A 15,544-nucleotide genomic window follows, 5' to 3' on the forward strand; every position below is an offset into this window, starting at 1 on the left:
CTGTACGGTAAAATACTATTGCCGTATGGCAATAATCGGAACAAAACCATGGACAAGCCGTACAGCTGGGAGGCAATCGAAGAATTTGTGGCGGTGGCGGACAGTGGCAGTTTCACCGCCGCCGCGTTGCGCCCGGGGTGTCGGCCTCGTTTGTCAGCCGCCGTGTGGCAGCGCTGGAAGCGCGGCTCGACACCCGGCTGTTTTATCGCAACACCCGCACGGTACGCCTGACCGAGGCTGGCGAAACGCTGCACCGCCACTGCAAACGGTTGACCGAAGAACGCGACGAGCTGTTCCTGTCGCTCGGGCGCGAACACGACGAACCGAGCGGCACCCTGCGCATGACCTGCGCAGTGGCCTACGGCGAGCGCTTCATCGCGCCGCTGGTCAACACCTTCCTCGAACGTTATCCACAGCTGTCGGTCGACATGGTGCTGACCAACCGTCAGCTCGATCTGGTACAGGAAGGCATGGATCTGGCGGTGCGGCTGGGACGGCTGAGTGAATCCAGCCTGGTGGCGACCCGGCTGGCACCACGGGTGGAATACCTGTGCGCCAGCCCGGACTATCTGGCGCAACACGGTACGCCGCAAAGCCTGTACGAGTTGGCCGAACACGCCTGCCTGACCGGCACGTCAGAAACCTGGGCGTTTGATCTGGATGGGCATGAATGGCTGTTCCGGCCCAAGGGACGCTGGCGCTGCAACAGTGGCTGGGCAGTGCTGGACGCGGCCTTGCGCGGCTTTGGCATTGCGCAATTGCCGGATTATTACGTACAGCCGCATCTGGCGCGCGGCACGCTGGTATCCCTGCTGCCGCAACACCAGCCGCCCAACACGGCGGTCTGGGCGGTGTATCCGCAGCGCCGCCATGTTCCGGCCAAGGTGCGGTTGCTGCTGGAGTTCCTGCGCACGCAGCTGGCGCTTACGCAATAAGGCGACGAAGTTGGCCGAAGCGACGGTTTCGGCCAACCCTGATGCTTACTTGATGCCAAGGCGCTCCATGCGATAGCGCATGGAACGGAAGGTCAGCCCCAGCAGCTTGGCGGCCTGGGTACGGTTGAAGCGCGTGGCTTCCAGTGCCTTGATGATGGCGGCACGTTCCACGCGGTCAAGAAAATCCGGCAGCGCTTCCTGCCCGCCATGGCTATATTCGGTAAGCAATTCGCTATCAGCCAGCGACGTGGCGCTGGGCGTCAATTGCAGATCAGCCACGTCAACATCGTCGCCGCCAGCCAGCGCCACCGCGCGTTCCAGAATGTTTTCCAGCTCGCGGAAATTGCCCGGATAGTTGTAGGCCATCAGCGCCGTCACCGCCGCCGGGGTCAGATGTGGGCGCTTTTCCTGACTGAGCAAGGCGAAGCGGTCCAGCAGCGTGGCGATGAAGTGCGGAATGTCCTCGCGCAATTCGCGCAGCGGTGGCATTTTCAGCTGCAACACGTTGAGGCGATAGTACAAATCCTGCCGGAAGGTACCTTCTTCCACCCGTGCCGCCAAATCCTGATGCGTGGCGCAGATGATGCGCACGTCGACCGGGTCTTCCTGCGGATTGCCGAGCTTGCGCACGGTTTTTTCCTGAATCACCCGCAACAGTTTCACCTGCATCGCCAGCGGCAGATCGGCCACCTCGTCCAGAAACAGCGTGCCGCCGTTGGCCTGCTGAAAGAAGCCATCGCGCTCGCTGTCGGCACCGGTAAACGCGCCTTTGCGATAACCAAAAAACTCGCTTTCCATCAGCGTTTCCGGAATCGCGCCACAGTTGACCGGGACAAACGGTCGGGCAGCGCGAGGGCCCAGTTCGTGGATCAAGCGCGCGGCGCGCTCCTTGCCGGTGCCGGATTCGCCGCTGATATACACCGCCGCCCTGGCTCTGCGCCAGTTTGGCGATGAGCCGACGCACCTCCTGCAACGCCGGAGCCTCGCCCTGCAAGCGCTCGGCCACCGCCGGGCCGGGACGGCTACCATCCAGCTTCAATACCGATTTCACCAGCGTGCGCAGCTGCGCCAGACTGACCGGTTTGGACAGGTAATCAAACGCCCCGGCTTTCATCGCTTCCACCGCGTTTTCCGCGCTGCCATAGGCAGTGATGACGGCGATGGGCACATCCAGCCCTTGCTGACCGATGAAGCGCACCACGTCCATGCCGTTGCCATCGGGCAGGCGCATGTCGGTCAACGCCAGATCAAACGGCTGGCCCGCCAGCCGCTCGCAGGCGTGTTTCACCGTACCCGCCGTCACCACTTCCAGCCCCATCTTGAGCAGGGTCAGTTCCAGCAATTCGCGGATGTCAGGCTCGTCATCCACCACCAGTACGCGCAAGGCTGCTTTAGTCATAGGCTTTACGACAATTCAGTTGAAAAACACCGGCTTAGGCGGCAGGTAGTCGAGCCGGGCGTCATTGGCTTCGGCCAACTCACGGGCGATATACAGCCCCAGCCCGGTGCCGCTGCTTTCGGTGGTAAAAAACGGCTCGAACAGATGCGACAGCGCCTCTTCCGACACGCCCGGCCCGTCGTCACGCACACGGATCAGCAAACGCTGTGGATCGGTGCCATGCGCCACTTCCAGCCGCAGCGCCCCGGCGACCGGCTGGAATGGCGCCAGCCATTGGCCAGCAGGTTGGTAACGATGCGCGCCAGATGCACGCGGTCGAACAGGATGATGCCGTCGGTGGCGAAATCGGTCACGATGCGCCCGGCGGTTGCCGGTTGCGCCATGCCGAAATGATCGACCAGCTCGGCCAGAAAGCTGGACAGTTGCAGCGATTCGGTCTTGATCCGGTCGCGCCGCCCCAGCACCAGCACGTCTTCCACCATGCTGTTGATGCGTCGGGCATTGTCGCGCACGATGCGCGTCAGGCGTTGCGCCACCGGGTCGTCCGCTTGTTCGGCCAACAAGTCGCCGTGGCTGATGGCGGACAGCGGGTTGCGGATTTCGTGTGCCATATTGGCGGTCAGGCGGCCCAGCGCCGCCAGCTTGATCCGGCGCGCCTCCTCGGCCATGTCGGCCATGTCGCGGAAGAACAGCACCACGCCGCGCAAATCGCCGCTGAGAATCGGCACCATGCGGCCACCCAGCTGGCGGCCACGCACGTTGCGTTCGATAAATTGCGACCCCGCCGGGCAGCCCTGCTGTCGCCAGCGTTCCACCAGCGGTGCCAGTTCCGGCAACAGCACGCCACGGCTCAGACCGGGGAAATAGCGGCTCGCCTGCGCGTTGAACTGCCGCACCGTGCCGGTTTCGTCCAGCACGCACACCGCGTCGCGCTGGCTTTGCAGCACCAGTTCGTTCAGCTGGTTGAGGTTGGCGATTTCACCGCCGCGCCGCCGCGCCAGTTCTTCCGACTCGCGCGCCGCCCGTCCCAGCTGGTAGGTCATGCCGCTGGTGACAAAGCTTACCAGCGACAACAGTGCGGTCTGGAACAGATCGGGCGACAGGCTGAAGCCACGGCTGTACTGGTAGCCTTCAAAACTGAACAGCACGCCGGTGGCGATCGCCGCGTAAAACAGCGCATAACGGCCGGACGACAGCAGCCCGGCCACCGCCAGATACGGCAACAGCAACATGCCGTAGCCGCTTCTCACCCCGCCGTTCAGCCCCATCAGCAACACGATCATGACGATGTCGGAGGCAATGGCCAACGACAGCTGCAAACCGTGCGCCAGCTTGCCCTCGCGCAGCAGGAACCAGCCGCCGATCAGCAAGGCGTACAACAGCGCCCACACGTGGAACAGCGCACCGCCATCCACCAGCGGCAAACCTTCCGAATCCTGCAACAGCGACATGGCCAACAACACGCCCAGCATCACCGAGCGGAACAGGTTGACGAAGGTCAGCGTGTTGCGCGGCGTAAGCGGCAGGCGCGAGGGCGGCAGCATGGTTTAGCCAGCCTGACCGGGCAAATCGCCAATGGTTTTGACTGTCACCTTGCGCGGCAGCGGCTTGCCCTTCTTGCCGCGCTTGCCGTCGAATTCGGCCAACCCCAGTTTCTCTTCGGCCAACTTGCCACGCACCGACACAGTCGAGAGCAGCGCCTTGTCGCCCGCCACCAGGCCGACGGCGGTCAGCCGCTCACCGCTATCGAGCTGCATCAGCATCAGGCCACGGCCCTTGGCCAATTCCTTCAGTTCACTGGCCGGGAACGCCAGCAAACGGCCATTGTCGGCCGCCGCCACCAGCCGCAGCGTATCAAGCGCGGCATTCACCGGCACCGGCGCCAGCACGGTTTCGTCGGCATCCAGCGTCATGAACGCCTTGCCAGCCTTCACCCGCCCGGTCATGTCGGCCAGCCCGGCGACAAAGCCATAGCCGCCGGAACCGGCCAGCACGAAGCGACTGTCTTCCTTGCCGCTGAGCATTTGTGCTTAAGCAGCGCGCCATCCTGCAAGTCCACCAGCGACGACACCGGCACGCCATCGCCACGGCCGGTTGGCACGTCGGCGGCATCAATGGTGTAGCTACGGCCATGCGTGTCCAGCACCACGATCGGCCAGACGGTGCGGGTTTCCAGCACCGTGAACAGCGCATCGCCATCCTTGAAATTGAGCGTCGACAGATCGACGCTGTGGCCCACGCGCGCGCGCAGCCAGCCTTTTTGCGACAGGATGATGGTGATCGGCTCGTCTGCCATGCTCTGGTTGAGCACCGCGCGTTCCGCCACCTTGATCTCGCTGCGGCGGGCGTCGCCATACTTGGCGGCATCGGCGCGAATTTCCTCGCGGATCAGCCCGCGCAGCGCGTCCGGCGTGGCCAGCAGGTGCAGCAGCTTGTCGCGTTCTTCGCGCAGGTCGCCCAGCTCCTTCTCCAGCTTGAAGCCTTCCAGCCGCGCCAATTGGCGCAGGCGGATTTCCAGAATGTCTTCCGCCCTGGATTTCGGTCAGGCCAAACGCCTTCATCAGATCGGGCTTGGGCTCGTCCGACTCGCGAATCACCCGGATCACCTCGTCGATGTGAATGAAGGCAATCATCCGCCCTTCGAGGATATGGATGCGTTTTTCCACCTGCCCCAACCGGTGCTGCAAGCGGCGCGTCACCGTCTGGCGGCGGAAATCCAGCCACTCGCTGAGGATCGGTTTCAGCCCCTTCTGCGCCGGGCGGCCGTCCAGTCCGATCATCACCAGGTTCATCGAGGTGTTGCCTTCCAGACTGGTCTGGGCAAGCAGGGTATTGATGAAGTCGTCCGGGTCTTGTCGGCTGGATTTGGGTTCGAACACCAGCCGCACCGGATGCTGGCTGTCCGATTCATCGCGCACCCGGTCGAGCAGCGACAGCATCAGGCTCTTGAGGTTTTGCTGGTCTTGCGTCAGCGTTTTCTTGCCGCTCTTGAGCTTGGGGTTGGTGGCTTCTTCGATTTCGGCCAACACCTTCTGCGCCGACGACCCCGGAGGCAGCTCGGACACAATCACGCGCCACTGGCCGCGCGCCAGTTTTTCCACTTCCCACTTGGCGCGCACGCGCACGCTGCCGCGACCGCTTTCATAGGCGGCCGGGATGTCGGCTTCCGGCGTGATGATCTGCCCGCCACCGGGGAAATCCGGGCCGGGAATATGGCGCATCAACTCGGCGGTGGTGAGTTCCGGATTGTCCAGCAACGCCAGACAGGCGCGCGCCACTTCGGTCAGGTTATGCGGCGGAATTTCCGTGGCCAGCCCCACGGCAATGCCGCTGGCGCCGTTGAGCAGCACCATTGGCAGGCGTGCCAGCAGGCGCGGCTCGTCGAAGGCGCCGTCGTAGTTGGGCACAAAATCCACCGTGCCCATGTCGATTTCGGCCAACAGCAGTTCGGCAATCGGCGTCAGGCGCGCCTCGGTGTAACGCATGGCAGCGGCACCGTCGCCATCGCGGCTACCGAAGTTGCCCGGCCGTCGATCAGCGGGTAGCGCAGGGTAAAGTCCTGCGCCATGCGCACCAGCGCTTCGTAGGCCGAGCTGTCACCGTGCGGGTGGTATTTACCCAGAATCTCGCCCACCACGCGCGCCGATTTCACCGGCTTGGCGCCATGCACCAGCCCCATGTCGCGCATGGCATACAGGATGCGCCGCTGCACCGGCTTCTGGCCGTCGGCCACCTCCGGCAACGCCCGCCCCTTGACCACGCTCATGGCGTATTCCAGATAGGCGCGCTCGGCATAAAGATCGAGCGGAATCCAGTCGCCCTCGGCGCTGGCGGCAGGCGGAGCGCTCGGCGGCGGTTGATCGCTATCGGGCTCGGACGGGGCAAAGAGATCGTTACTGTTCATAGACGGGCAACATGTAGATGAAGATCGGCGCCGGAAGGCGGGCCGGGCGCATGCCGCTTTCCGGCGGTGCGCTGCGTCGGCAATTCTACTATGCTCGGCCGCCAACCGTGCCACTGGCACGACATTCAGGGCTGCCCGGCATGGCGTTACACGGCCCAGCGGTTGCCGCACCCTGTCAAAATCGGCGATAATTTCATGATTTCGCGGCGGTTATCCACCCCACCCACTGGTATCGGCAGACGGGCTGGATGATGGTCGTTCCGGCTCCCCCTACCAGTTTTGAGGTTTTTCCGACATGGTCACCCGTACCGAGCTTGCCAACGCGATCCGTTTTCTTTCCATGGACGCGGTGGAAAAGGCCAAATCCGGTCACCCGGGCGCCCCGATGGGCATGGCAGACATTGCCGAAGTACTCTGGCGCGACTATCTGAAACACAATCCGGCCAACCCGCACTGGGCCAACCGCGACCGTTTCGTGCTCTCCAACGGGCACGGCTCCATGCTCATCTATAGCCTGCTGCACCTCACCGGCTACGACCTGTCGATCGACGATCTCAAAAACTTCCGCCAGCTGCACTCCAAAACCCCGGGCCACCCGGAATACGGCTACACCCCGGGCGTGGAAACCACCACCGGGCCGCTGGGTCAGGGCATCACCAACGCCGTGGGCATGGCGTTGGCCGAAAAAATGCTGGCGGCTCAGTTCAACCGCCCCGGCCACACCGTGGTCGACCACAACACCGGGTCTTCCTCGGCGACGGCTGCCTGATGGAAGGCATCAGCCATGAAGCCTGTTCGCTGGCTTACACTGGGCCTGTCCAAGCTGACCGCCTTCTGGGACGACAACGGCATCTCCATCGACGGCGAAGTGGAAGGCTGGTTCACCGACGACACCCCGGCCCGCTTTGAAGCCTACGGCTGGCAGGTGATCCGCGGCGTGGACGGCCACGATGCAGCGGAAATCAAGACCGCCATCGAGACCGCGCGCAAGGACACGCAACGCCCGACGCTGATCTGCTGCAAGACCACCATCGGCTGCGGCGCCCCCAACAAACAGGGCGGCCACAACGTGCACGGCTCGCCGCTGGGTGGCGATGAAATCGCCGCCGCACGCGCGCACCTGCAATGGCCGCACGCGCCGTTCGAAATCCCGGCCGACATCTACGCTGCCCGGAACGCCCGCGACAAGGGTGCCGCCGTGGAAAACGACTGGAACAAAACGTTCGACGCCTATCGCGCCGCCTTCCCGGAACTGGCCGCCGAGTTCACCCGCCGCATGAGCGGTGAACTGCCTTGCTGCACGGGACGAAGCGCGCGATGCCGCACTGGCCAAGATCAACGCCGCCGCGCAAACCGTGGCCACGCGCAAGGCCAGTCAGATCGCACTGGAAGCACTGTCGTTAGGCGCTGCCGGAATTTGTCGGCGGTTCGGCCGACCTGACCGGCTCCAACCTGACCAACTGGTCCGGTTCGCAGTGGATCGACGAAGCAACGGCAACTACATCAGCTACGGCGTGCGCGAATTCGGCATGGCCGCCATCATCAACGGCATGACGCTGCACGGCGGCCTGCGCCCGTACGGCGGCACCTTCCTGATGTTCAGCGAATACGCCCGCAACGCCCTGCGCATGGCCTCGCTGATGAAGATCAACCCGATTTTCGTGTTCACCCACGACTCGATCGGTCTGGGCGAAGACGGCCCGACCCACCAGCCGGTGGAACAAGTCGCCACGCTGCGCTACATCCCCAACCATCACGTTTGGCGTCCGTGTGACACCAGCGAAACCGCGGCAGCCTGGGCCAGCGCCATCGAACAGCGCCACACCCCGTCCAGCCTGATTCTCAGCCGCCAGAACCTGCCGTTTGTCGAGCGTAGCGCCCAACAACTGGCCGATATCCGCAAGGGCGGCTATGTGCTGTCCGATGCCGACGGCGCCCGCGCCGTGCTGCTGGCCACCGGCTCGGAAGTCGATCTGGCGCTCAAGGCACAAGCCAGGTTGGCCGAACAGGGTATCGCGGTACGCGTGGTATCCATGCCGTGTACCAACCTGTTCGATGCGCAGGACAAGGCCTATCAGGCCAGCGTTCTGCCCGCCGGTTTGCCGCGTCTGGCGATTGAAGCCGGTGTCTCCGACTTCTGGCGCAAGTACGTCGGGCTGGAAGGCGATGTCATCGGGCTGGACCGCTTTGGCGAATCCGCACCGGCTTAGCCAGCTGTTTGCCGAATTCGGCTTTACCGTCGACAACGTGGTGGCAAAAACCACGGCGTTGCTTAACTGATACACAACACAGCCACCCCGCGGCGGGGTGGCATTGATTTGAGATGATGGCTACCCGGGCTTAGCCAGCTGGGGAGCACGGCCACCCGCCATGGCAGTCATCATCGTGATCCATTTCCGGGAGAAAAAGACCATGACCATCCGTATCGCCATCAACGGCTATGGCCGTATCGGCCGCCAGGCTCTGCGTTCCATCTACGAATACAACCTGCGCAACGACTTTGAAATCGTTGCCGTGAACGCTTCCGGCGACCGGCCACCAACGCCCACCTGACCAAGTTTGACACCGTGCACGGCCGCTTTGCCGCCGAAGTCAGCCACGATGACAGCAACCTGATCGTCAATGGCGACGTCATCCCGTTTTTCTCCACCCGCAACCCGGCCGAACTGCCGTGGCAAGCGCTGAATGTCGATCTGGTACTGGAATGTACCGGCGCCTTCACCAGCAAGGAAAAATGCCAGGCACACATCAATGCTTACGCCAAGAAAGTGCTGATCTCGGCACCGGGCGGCGATGACGTGGACGCCACCGTAGTCTACGGCGTCAACCACGACGTGCTGCGCAGCGACATGACCGTGGTATCCAACGCTTCCTGCACCACCAACTGTCTGGCTCCGGTAGCCAAGGCACTGAACGACGAACTGGGCATCGTCAAAGGCCTGATGACCACCATCCACGCCTTCACCAACGACCAGGTGCTGACCGACGTTCGTCACAAAGACCTGCGCCGCGCCCGTTCCGCCGTGGAAAACATGATCCCGACCAAGACCGGTGCCGCCAAGGCCGTCGGTCTGGTGCTGCCGCAACTGAAAGGCAAGCTGGATGGCTTTGCCGTACGCGTGCCGACCATCAATGTTTCGCTGGTTGACCTGACGTTCGAAGCTGGCCGCGCCACCAGCGTGGACGACGTCAATGCCATCGTCAAAGCCGCCTCGGAAGGCAAGATGAAGGGCATTCTGGGCTACAACACCCTGCCGCTGGTTTCCAGCGACTTCAACCACACCACCGAAGGCTCCACCTTCGACGCCACGCTGACCAAGGTGTCCAACGGCAACATGGTGAAAGTGCTGGCCTGGTACGACAACGAGTGGGGCTTCTGCCAGCAGATGCTGCGCACCGCCCGCGCCATGTTCGCGGCCCAATAAGCCGCCCGCGCCTGCCGTTCGGCCAACCTCCACGCGTTGCAGGTTGGCCGAAACCGTCCCTTAGCAACCGGACAGAACCATGCAATTCAAGAAACTGACCGAACAAAACCTCGCCGGTAAACGCGTGCTGATCCGCGTCGACATGAACGTGCCGGTGAAAAACGGCGTGATCGGCGACGACACCCGCATCCGTGCCTCGCTGCCGTCCATCCTGCACTGCCTGAAGGCCGGTGCCGCCGTCATCCTGATGACCCACCTCGGCCGCCCGACCGAAGGCGAACCGAAACCGGAAGACAGCCTGGCTCCCGTGGCCCAGCGCCTGTCCGAGCTGCTGACGCAGACCGTGCCGGTAGTGGCTGACTGGCAAAACGGCCTCGACATCAAGGCCGGTGAAGTGGTGATGCTGGAAAACGTGCGCCTGAACAAGGGCGAGAAAAAGAACAACGAAGACCGGGGCGCGCCTACGCCAGCCTGTGCGACGTGTTCGTCAACGACGCCTTTGGCACCGCGCACCGCGCCGAAGCCTCCACCCACGCTGTGGCTCAATTTGCGCCCATCGCCTGTGCCGGGGTACTGCTGGCAGCGGAACTGGAAGCGCTGGGCAAAGCCCTGCAGGCTCCGGCCCGCCCGCTGGTGGCCATCGTCGCCGGTTCCAAGGTATCGACCAAGTTGACCATCCTCGAATCGCTGGCAGATAAAGTCGACCAGCTGATCGTCGGCGGCGGCATCGCCAACACCTTCCTGCTGGCCGAAGGCAAAGGCGTAGGCAAGAGTCTGGCCGAGCCGGATCTGGTGGGCGAAGCCAAGAAAGTCATCGACAAGATCCGCGCCCGTGGCGGTAACGTGCCGCTGCCGACCGACGTGGTCTGCGCGCCGGAATTCTCGGAAAACGCCGACGACACGCTGAAAGACGTGTCGGAAGTGACCAAGGCCGACATGATCCTCGACATTGGCCCGCAATCCGCCAAGGAGTTGGCCGACATCGTGGCACAAGCCGGTACCGTGGTCTGGAACGGCCCGGTTGGCGTGTTCGAATTCGACCAGTTCAGCCACGGCACGCGCACGCTGGCCGAAGCGATTGCCGAATCCAAGGCCTTCTCGATTGCTTACGGTGGCGACACCTTGTCGGCGATTGCCAAGTTTGGCGTCACTGGCAAAATCAGCTATATCTCCACCGGTGGCGGTGCCTTCCCGGAATTCCCGGAAGGCAAGGAGCCTTAAGCGGTTGCCGTACTGGCTGCCCGCGCCAACGGCTAGGCTAGTTCCACCCGGCAGTAGCTTACCGCGGTGTGACGGTCTAAACTGATGGACTGACTGTTTGCCCGGAGCCACCCCATGCCGCTCAATACCTGGTTGCTGTTTGTCACCACCGTGTTCTTCGTCTCGGCCACGCCGGGGCCCAACATGCTGCTGGCCATGACGCACGGCATTCATCATGGGGTACGCAAGACCTTCATCACCTGCACCGGGCTGCTGACCGGGCTGGCACTGATCATGGCTAAGCTCGGCCGCCGGGCTGGGGGCGCTGCTTGCCACGTCGGAACTGCTGTTTTCCATCGTGAAATATGCCGGTGCCGCCTACCTGATCTATCTGGGCATCCGCACTTGGCGTGCGGTGCCGCGACCGGTGACGGAAGTGCAGCAACAGGACGCCAGCCGTCACACGCCGTGGGCGCTGTTCCGCACCGGTTTTCTGGTGTCGATGAGCAACCCCAAGGCGTTCATCTTTTTTACCGCGCTGTTCCCGCAGTTCATGGACGCGCATTTGCCGCAAGGGCCGCAACTGGCGGCGCTGGCGGCCACGTTTTTCGTGATCGAATCGTCCCGGCAGCTTGTCTATGCTGCTTCGGCGGTTCGCGGCTGGCGGGCTGGCTCAATTCGGCCCGTCGCCTCAAGCTGGTCAACCAGGTATCCGGCGGGGCCTTCGTCGGCGCTGGCGTGCTGCTGTCGGGCATTTCCCGTCACTGACGCGCCACGGTTGGCCGTAACCGTATCGTGATGGCAACAGGGCGTCCACAAGGCGCCCGTTTCACTACTGTAACTTTGCTTCCGCCAGCGGCGGAAGGTATTGGGAGAGATTCATGGCACTTGTTTCAATGCGACAACTGCTGGACCACGCCGCCGAACACAGCTACGGCCTGCTAGGCGTTCAACGTCAACAATCTGGAACAGATGCGCGCCATCATGGAAGCCGCCGACAAGGTGGATGCTCCGGTTATCGTGCAGGCTTCGTGTGGCGCCCGCAAATACAGCCGACGCGCCGTTCCTGCGCCACCTGATCCTGGCGGCAGTAGAAGAATTCCCGCACATCCCGGTGGTGATGCATCAGGACCACGGCACCAGCCCGGACGTTTGCCAACGCTCGATCCAGCTCGGCTTCTCCTCGGTGATGATGGACGGCTCGCTCAAGTCCGACGGCAAAACCCCGGCCGACTATGACTACAACGTCGGCGTAACCCGCACCGTGGTCAACTTCGCCCACGCCTGCGGCGTGTCGGTGGAAGGCGAGATCGGTTGTCTGGGCAGCTCGGAAACCGGCAAGGCGAGGAAGATGGCGTTGGCGCCGAAGGTACGCTGGATCACAGCCAGTTGCTGACCGATCCGGAAGAAGCCGCCCGCTTCGTCAAGGACACCGGCGTGGACGCGCTGGCCATCGCCATCGGCACCAGCCACGGTGCCTACAAGTTCACCAAACGCCCGACCGGCGACGTGCTGCGTATCGACCGCATCAAGGAAATCCACGCCCGCATCCCCAACACCCATCTGGTGATGCACGGCTCCTCCTCGGTGCCGCAAGACTGGCTGGCCATCATCAATGAATTCGGCGGCGAAATTCCGGAAACCTACGGTGTGCCGGTGGAAGAAATCGTGCAGGGCATCAAGCACGGCGTGCGCAAGGTGAATATCGACACCGACCTGCGTCTGGCCAGCACCGGCGCCATCCGCCGTTATCTGGCGCAACACCCGGCCGATTTCGACCCGCGCAAATACTTTGCCGAATCGATCAAGGCCATGCGCGACATCTGCATCGCCCGCTACGAAGCCTTCGGTTCTGCCGGTCAGGCCAGCAAGATCAAGGCCGTCAACCTCGACACCATGGCCGCCAAGTACGCCAAGGGCGAACTGGCGCAGATCGTGAAATAAACGGCAGCGCCCATTGTCATCATCAGGCCACCCGCAAGGTGGCCTTTTTTCGGCCAACCCGCCAAGGTTGGCCGAAACAGGAAACCCGAACATGACCGAACTGTTATCGCCGCTGGAATGGGTATTTGTCATCCTGCTCGGGCTGGTGCCGCTTGTCGGGCTGGCTTTCCACCTGTGGGTGATGCTGGCCGGACACGGCAAGCCCAACCCGGACGACGCCGACTGAGCCGCTTGCCGCGTGTGGCAGATGGCATAGTATGCAATCACCACGCCACTACAGGAGCTGCCCATGAGTATGGATGTCATCGACTACGAAATCTTCGGCGACGACATGCAGTATGTCGAAGTGGAACTGGACCCGGGCGAAGCCGCCGTGGGTGAAGCGCCCTGTATTACATGCAGGACGGCATCGCCATGGACACGATCTTCGGTGATGGCTCCGCGGCCCAGAGCGGGCTGATGGGCAAGCTGCTGGGCGCAGGCAAACGCCTGCTCACCGGCGAGTCACTGTTCACCAGCGTGTTCGTCAACCGGGGCCACGGCAAGCGCCGCGTCGCCTTTGCCGCTGCCACCCCCGGCAAGATTGTGCCGGTACATCTGCTGGAACTGGGCGGCGTGCTGTATGCGCAGAAAGACAGCTTTCTGTGTGCAGCCAAGGGCGTCAGCCTGGGCATTGCCTTGCAGAAAAAGTTTGGCGTCGGCCTGTTTGGCGGCGAGGGCTTCATCCTGCAAAAACTGGAAGGCGATGGCTACGTCTTTCTGCACGCTGGCGGCACGCTGACCGAACGCCAGCTGGCACCGGGCGAAACCCTGCGCGTCGACACCGGCTGTCTGGTGGCCTACCAGCCAACCGTCAGCTTCGACATCGAATATGTCGGCAAGATCAAAAGCGCTCTGTTTGTTAAGCGAAGGACTGTTCCCCGGCGCGCCTCAGCGGGCCGGGCAAAGTCTGGCTGCAATCGCTACCGCTGTCACGACTGGCCGACCGCCTGCTGGCAGCCGCCCCGCGTGCCGGGGGCGAGCAGAAAGAACAAGGCTCGCTGCTGGGTGGATGGCTGGGCGACCGCGACGGCTAACGCCCACCGATCAGGCAACCGGCATTGCTGGCCGATAGGATTCGGTGCGAAAATCCGGCCATCCACAGAAATGGCCGCACGGCTGTTTCGCCTCAACGGCACCGCATGGTGCCGTTTGCTTTTTATCCAACTGCCGGGACATGTCCCAAGCCATAGAGAGGAACGTCTGGCGATGAGCTGGCAAGAGTTCAAACGTGATTATCTGGTGCGCTTCTGGTCGCCGGTACCGGCGGTGATCGCCGCCGGGGTACTGTCGGCCTATTACTTCGGCCTCACCGGTACCTTCTGGGCCGTAACCGGCGAATTCACCCGCTGGGGTGGCCATCTGTTGCAACTGCTGGGTTATCACCCGGAAACCCGGGGCTATTTCAAGGTCATCCATCTGGATGGCACACCGCTGGATCGAGTCGACGGCATGATGATTCTGGGCATGTTTGCTTAGGCTGCCTGTCCGCCGCGCTATGGGCCAATAACGTCAAGCTGCGCCTGCCGCAGCACCGCATCCGTATCGTGCAGGCGGTGGCCGGTGGCATCATTGCTTAACTTCGGCGCACGACTGGCCATGGGCTGTAACCTTGCCGCCTTCTTCACCGGCATTCCGCAGTTTTCGCTGCACGCCTGGTTCTTTGCCCTGACCGCCGCTGTCGGCTCGTGGTTTGGCGCCCGTTTTACCATGTTGCCCCTGTTCCGCGTACCGGTAAAACTGCAGGCCGTCAGCGCCGCGCAGCCGTTAAGCCAGGATGCCGGTCAGGCCAGCCGCCGCTTCCGCCTTGGCATGCTGGTGTTTGCCGCCTTTGTGCTGTGGACGGTGGCCAAAACCTTCAACGCGCCCAAACTGGGGCTGGCTTACTTGTTCGGGGTGGCTTTCGGCCTGATCATCGAACGGGCGCAAGTCTGCTTCACCTCGGCCTTCCGCGACCTGTGGATCACTGGCCGCACGCAGATGGCCAAGGCCATCATCATCGGTATGGCCGTGAGTACCATCGGCGTCTACAGCTATGTGCAGCTGGGCGTGGCACCCAAGATCATGTGGGCCCCCCAATGCGGTGATCGGTGGCTTGCTGTTCGGCTTTGGCATCGTGCTGGCTGGCGGCTGTGAAACCGGCTGGATGTACCGCGCGGTAGAAGGTCAGGTGCACTATTGGTGGGTGGGCCTTGGCAACATCATTGGTGCCACCTTGCTCGCTGCCCTGGTGGGACAATCTGGCCCCGCTGGTGGCCACCCGTTACGACAAGGTCAACCTGCTGCAGGTCTTTGGCCCGCAGGGTGGCCTGATCGTCACCTACCTGCTGTTGGCGCTGGCCATGCTGGCCGTGCTGTGGTGGGAAAAACGCTTCTTTGCCCGTCAGGCGGGTGCCTCGCAACTGGCCAAGGAATCAGCATGAGCAACTATGTCCCCAACTATCGCCTGAACATGATGGGCGAACCGTGTCCCTATCCGGCTGTCGCCACGCTGGAAGCCATGCCGCAACTGCAACCGGGCGAGATTCTGGAAGTAGTCACCGATTGCCCGCAATCCATCAACAATATCCCGGTCGATGCGCGCAACCATGGCTATGAAGTGCTGGAAATCCAGCAGGATGGGCCAACCATCCGTTACCTGATCCGCCGCTAAATCCGCCAAGTCAGCATGAAAAAACCGCTACTCTTTGGAGTAGCG

Annotated in this window: 11 protein-coding genes and 8 pseudogenes; 15 read left to right on the forward strand and 4 right to left on the reverse strand. The window is 62.9% G+C overall.

What is annotated here, in order from left to right:
- Nucleotides 1–137: 137 nt before the first annotated feature.
- The gene (locus GKE73_RS09095; RefSeq protein WP_312854412.1) at nucleotides 138–935 is read left to right on the forward strand and encodes a LysR substrate-binding domain-containing protein; all 798 of its coding nucleotides are present in this window, start codon (nucleotides 138–140) and stop codon (nucleotides 933–935) included.
- A gap of 45 nt (nucleotides 936–980) precedes the next feature.
- On the opposite strand, the pseudogene GKE73_RS09100 reads toward GKE73_RS09095, so the two are convergent.
- The 4 genes and pseudogenes from GKE73_RS09100 to parC form a co-directional block, all read right to left on the reverse strand.
- Nucleotides 981–2,334 (reverse strand): annotated as a pseudogene (locus GKE73_RS09100) (sigma-54-dependent transcriptional regulator).
- A gap of 15 nt (nucleotides 2,335–2,349) precedes the next feature.
- Nucleotides 2,350–2,562 (reverse strand): ATP-binding protein, encoded by a 213-nt coding sequence (locus tag GKE73_RS09105; RefSeq protein ID WP_230369814.1) that lies wholly within the window; start codon nucleotides 2,560–2,562, stop codon nucleotides 2,350–2,352.
- Nucleotides 2,529–3,878, reverse strand: a complete 1,350-nt coding sequence (locus GKE73_RS09110) for a histidine kinase dimerization/phospho-acceptor domain-containing protein (RefSeq protein WP_230369815.1) — start codon at nucleotides 3,876–3,878, stop codon at nucleotides 2,529–2,531. The genes GKE73_RS09105 and GKE73_RS09110 overlap by 34 nt, the downstream gene beginning before the upstream one ends.
- 3 nt (nucleotides 3,879–3,881) lie before the next feature.
- Nucleotides 3,882–6,238 (reverse strand): annotated as a pseudogene (gene parC / locus GKE73_RS09115) (DNA topoisomerase IV subunit A).
- 295 nt (nucleotides 6,239–6,533) lie between these two features.
- Here parC and GKE73_RS23100 point away from each other — a divergent pair.
- From GKE73_RS23100 to yedF, 14 genes and pseudogenes are all read left to right on the forward strand, one after another.
- The gene (locus GKE73_RS23100) at nucleotides 6,534–7,007 is read left to right on the forward strand and encodes a thiamine pyrophosphate-binding protein (RefSeq protein ID WP_280954853.1); all 474 of its coding nucleotides are present in this window, start codon (nucleotides 6,534–6,536) and stop codon (nucleotides 7,005–7,007) included.
- A gap of 35 nt (nucleotides 7,008–7,042) precedes the next feature.
- Nucleotides 7,043–7,472, forward strand: a pseudogene (locus tag GKE73_RS23105) (thiamine pyrophosphate-binding protein); the annotation flags it as partial.
- A 49-nt stretch (nucleotides 7,473–7,521) separates the two neighbouring features.
- Nucleotides 7,522–8,448, forward strand: a complete 927-nt coding sequence (locus GKE73_RS09125; protein WP_230369816.1) for a transketolase-like TK C-terminal-containing protein — start codon at nucleotides 7,522–7,524, stop codon at nucleotides 8,446–8,448.
- A 202-nt stretch (nucleotides 8,449–8,650) separates the two neighbouring features.
- Nucleotides 8,651–9,663: pseudogene (gene gap / locus GKE73_RS09130) on the forward strand (type I glyceraldehyde-3-phosphate dehydrogenase).
- A gap of 142 nt (nucleotides 9,664–9,805) precedes the next feature.
- Nucleotides 9,806–10,884: pseudogene (locus GKE73_RS09135) on the forward strand (phosphoglycerate kinase).
- A 337-nt stretch (nucleotides 10,885–11,221) separates the two neighbouring features.
- A complete protein-coding gene (locus GKE73_RS09140; RefSeq protein WP_230369817.1) occupies nucleotides 11,222–11,662 on the forward strand; it encodes a LysE family translocator in 441 nt (146 codons plus the stop codon).
- A gap of 82 nt (nucleotides 11,663–11,744) precedes the next feature.
- Nucleotides 11,745–12,807 (forward strand): annotated as a pseudogene (gene fba, locus GKE73_RS09145) (class II fructose-bisphosphate aldolase).
- 91 nt (nucleotides 12,808–12,898) lie between these two features.
- Nucleotides 12,899–13,033 carry a hypothetical protein gene (locus GKE73_RS23110; RefSeq protein WP_280954855.1) on the forward strand — a complete coding sequence of 45 codons (135 nt, stop codon included), beginning with the start codon at nucleotides 12,899–12,901 and terminating at the stop codon, nucleotides 13,031–13,033.
- A gap of 63 nt (nucleotides 13,034–13,096) precedes the next feature.
- Entirely contained in the window at nucleotides 13,097–13,267 is a 171-nt protein-coding gene (locus GKE73_RS25605) for an AIM24 family protein (RefSeq protein ID WP_230369818.1), read from the forward strand.
- The gene (locus GKE73_RS25610) at nucleotides 13,222–14,325 is read left to right on the forward strand and encodes an AIM24 family protein (RefSeq protein WP_230369819.1); all 1,104 of its coding nucleotides are present in this window, start codon (nucleotides 13,222–13,224) and stop codon (nucleotides 14,323–14,325) included. Before GKE73_RS25605 ends, GKE73_RS25610 begins: the two co-directional genes overlap by 46 nt.
- An 84-nt stretch (nucleotides 14,326–14,409) precedes the next feature.
- A complete protein-coding gene (locus tag GKE73_RS09160; RefSeq protein ID WP_230369820.1) occupies nucleotides 14,410–14,982 on the forward strand; it encodes a YeeE/YedE thiosulfate transporter family protein in 573 nt (190 codons plus the stop codon).
- A pseudogene (locus tag GKE73_RS25615) lies at nucleotides 14,960–15,010 on the forward strand (hypothetical protein); the annotation flags it as partial. The gene GKE73_RS09160 and the pseudogene GKE73_RS25615, both read left to right, overlap by 23 nt.
- A 28-nt stretch (nucleotides 15,011–15,038) precedes the next feature.
- Nucleotides 15,039–15,269: a hypothetical protein gene (locus GKE73_RS09165; RefSeq protein WP_230369821.1), complete on the forward strand. Its 231-nt coding sequence runs from the start codon at nucleotides 15,039–15,041 to the stop codon at nucleotides 15,267–15,269.
- 32 nt (nucleotides 15,270–15,301) lie between these two features.
- A pseudogene (gene yedF / locus GKE73_RS09170) lies at nucleotides 15,302–15,499 on the forward strand (sulfurtransferase-like selenium metabolism protein YedF); the annotation flags it as partial.
- Nucleotides 15,500–15,544: the final 45 nt, after the last annotated feature.

It is taken from the genome of Paludibacterium denitrificans (assembly GCF_009707705.1).
Lineage (GTDB): Bacteria > Pseudomonadota > Gammaproteobacteria > Burkholderiales > Chromobacteriaceae > Paludibacterium_A > Paludibacterium_A denitrificans.

Bases quoted from the DNA above. Each gene is read 5' to 3' on its own strand.
- GKE73_RS09110 (WP_230369815.1), bottom strand. From the start codon at position 3,878: ATGCTGCCGCCCTCGCGCCTGCCGCTTACGCCGCGCAACACGCTGACC.
- GKE73_RS25610 (WP_230369819.1), top strand. From the start codon at position 13,222: ATGGACACGATCTTCGGTGATGGCTCCGCGGCCCAGAGCGGGCTGATG.
- GKE73_RS23110 (WP_280954855.1), top strand. From the start codon at position 12,899: ATGACCGAACTGTTATCGCCGCTGGAATGGGTATTTGTCATCCTGCTC.
- GKE73_RS23100 (WP_280954853.1), top strand. From the start codon at position 6,534: ATGGTCACCCGTACCGAGCTTGCCAACGCGATCCGTTTTCTTTCCATG.
- GKE73_RS25605 (WP_230369818.1), top strand. From the start codon at position 13,097: ATGAGTATGGATGTCATCGACTACGAAATCTTCGGCGACGACATGCAG.